Genomic DNA, 2,622 nt, shown 5'->3' on the forward strand with positions numbered 1-2,622 from the left:
GGCTCGCACCCGGCCGGCCGACGCCGTCCTCGAGTGGGCGCCCCGCGCCCCAGGCGCACCCGTTCGCGCTACCGGGCGTCAAGCCGATCGAGCTCGACCCGCACCTCAACGACTCGTACACGTTCGAGCGCTTTATCGAGGGCGACTGCAACCGGCTGGCACGTGCGGCCTCGTGGAGCATCGCCCAGGACCCGGGCGGGACGTCGTTCAACCCGTTCCTGGTCTACGGCGGCGTCGGGCTGGGCAAGACGCACCTGATCCAGGCCATCGGCAACTACGCGCTCGCGAACGGGCACGCGAAGACGGTCCGCTACGTCTCGTCGGAGATGTTCACGGCCGAGTTCGTCCAGTCGATCCAGACCAACCGGATCGCCGAGTTCAGCCAGTTCTACCGCGCCGTCGACGTCCTGATCGTGGACGACGTCCAGTTTTTCTCGTCCAAGGAGAAGACCCAGGAGGAGTTCTTCCACATCTTCAACGAGCTCCGCCAGCTCGGCAAGCAGATCGTGCTCTCGGCCGACCGGCCGCCGCGTGACATCGTCGGCATCGAGGAGCGGCTGTTGTCGCGGTTCCAATGGGGGTTGATCGCCGACGTCCAGCCGCCGGAGTTCGAGACGCGCGTCGCCATCTTGAACCGGCGGGCCAGCGACGACGGGACCCAGGTCAAGCCCGAGGTCATCGAGTACATCGCGACCCACGTCAAGAGCAACATCCGCGAGCTCGAGGGCGCGCTGATCCGTCTGCAAGCGCACGCGGCGCTGACCGGGCGCGAGATCGACCAGGAGCTGGCCCGCGAGGTGTTGCGCGACCTCATCAAGGAGGCCCGTCCCGTCTTGACCATCGAGTCGATCCAGGCGGTCGTGTGCGAGTACCTCGGCATCCCCGAGGACCTGGTGCGGGCGCGGACGCGCAAGCGCGAGATCGTCCAGGCGCGCCAGGTCGCGATGTTCTTCTCGAAGGAGATCACGAACCACAGCCTGAAGACGATCGGGCTCCACTTCGGCGGCCGCGACCACTCGACGGTGATCCACGCCGTCCGCTCGGTCGAGGACCAGGTGGACACGGACCCGAGCTTCCGCGAGATGGTCAGCGCGGTCAAGAAGAAGCTGGAGCTCCACCAGCGCTAGACCTCGACGCCCTCGAGGACGAGCCCGCGTCGGACTCGATTCCGGCTCGATGATTCGACCTCGAGCGGACGACGTCCCTTCATCGACCTCGATGTACTGAGCGACGGCCTCGAGGACGAGACCCGTCAGATTTCACGGTCCTCGAAGGACCGCTCGGGATCCTCTCGCGTACCAAGCACTTGCCCTCGGCGGCCCACCCGCCGATACCGTGGCAGACCGACTCTCCCCTCGCGACCCATGACGTTTACAGCTTCCAGCGCCGACTTGCTCCGCGCGCTCTCGACCGCCGGCGGCGCGGTCCCCTCGAAGGCCACGCTCCCCATCCTGGAGTGCGTCCTGTTCGAGCGCGACGACGACGCCCTGCTGATCTCCGCGACCGACTTGGAGATCTCGATCGTCCAGCGGATCAAGGTCCAGTTCGGCCAGAACGGGACCGAGGGGAAAGAGCGCATCGCGGTCCCGGCCAAGCGGCTCATCGACACGCTGCGAGCCCTCCCGGACCTGTCGGTCACCGTCAAGACAGACGCCGACTACAACGTCGAGCTGACGACGGACCAGGGCCGCTACAAGATGGTCGGGTTCGATGGCGGGGACTACCCGGCGCTGCCGTCCCTCGAGGACGCCCAAGAGGTCGAGACGACCGGCGCCGCGGTCAAGCGGGCCATCGACAAGACCGGGTTCGCCGTCTCCAAGGACGCGCTCCGTCCCGCGATGCAGGGCGTGCTGTTCCAGGTCCGCCCCGAGAACGCGACCGTCGTCGCGACCGACGGCCACCGGCTCGTCAAGATGGTCGTGGACGGGATCACGGCGGCCGACGCCGTCGACGTGATCGTGCCGGAGAAGGCGCTGTCCTTGGCGGGCAAGGCCGCGAGCGACGACGCGTGCACGGTCCGCATCGGGTCTGGCTACGTCGGGTTCGACTTCGGCGACACCCAGGTTGTGGGGCGGCTCATCGAGGAGCAGTACCCGAACTACGAGGCCGTCATCCCGGTCGAGAACGAGAAGCGGCTGACCGTCGGGCGCGAGGCGCTCCTGGCGGCGGTCCGGCGCGTGGCGCTGTACTCGTCCTCGATGACGCACCAGATCCGCCTCGCCTTGGAGTCCGACGCGCTGACGATCTCGGCGGAGGACATCGAGCGGGCGTCCGAGGCCAAGGAGCGCGTGCTGTGCGACTACGACTCGGACGCGATGGAGATCGGGTTCAACTCGCAGTACCTCCAGGAGGTGCTCTCGAACGTAGACGGCGAGGACGTCGTCTTCGAGTTCTCGTCCCCGAACCGGGCCGGCGTCGTGTCGCCGTCGGAGGGCAACGAGGGCGAGGAGATCCTGATGCTCATCATGCCGGTCATGCTCAACACGTACGCATAGCGCGCTTACCCTGCGACCAACCTTGAGCGCCGCGGCTGGGGCGTTCTTCGTTTGCCCTCGAGGACGGAACCCGCACCAAGGACGAGACAGCGTGTTGCCTGTCGCATCCTCGAGGGCGGCTAGTCAT

General features: G+C 67.2%; 2 protein-coding genes. Both read left to right on the forward strand.

The window, feature by feature from the left end; translation table 11 throughout:
• A partial coding sequence (gene dnaA / locus WBA11_RS05735) for a chromosomal replication initiator protein DnaA (protein WP_424519754.1) occupies positions 1 to 1,127 on the forward strand: 1,127 nt, incomplete at its 5' end.
• A 237-nt stretch (positions 1,128 to 1,364) separates the two neighbouring features.
• Positions 1,365 to 2,495 (forward strand): DNA polymerase III subunit beta, encoded by a 1,131-nt coding sequence (dnaN, locus tag WBA11_RS05740; RefSeq protein WP_424519755.1) that lies wholly within the window; start codon positions 1,365 to 1,367, stop codon positions 2,493 to 2,495.
• Positions 2,496 to 2,622: the final 127 nt, after the last annotated feature.

The organism is Rubrivirga sp., assembly GCF_049648075.1.
GTDB lineage: Bacteria > Bacteroidota > Rhodothermia > Rhodothermales > Rubricoccaceae > Rubrivirga.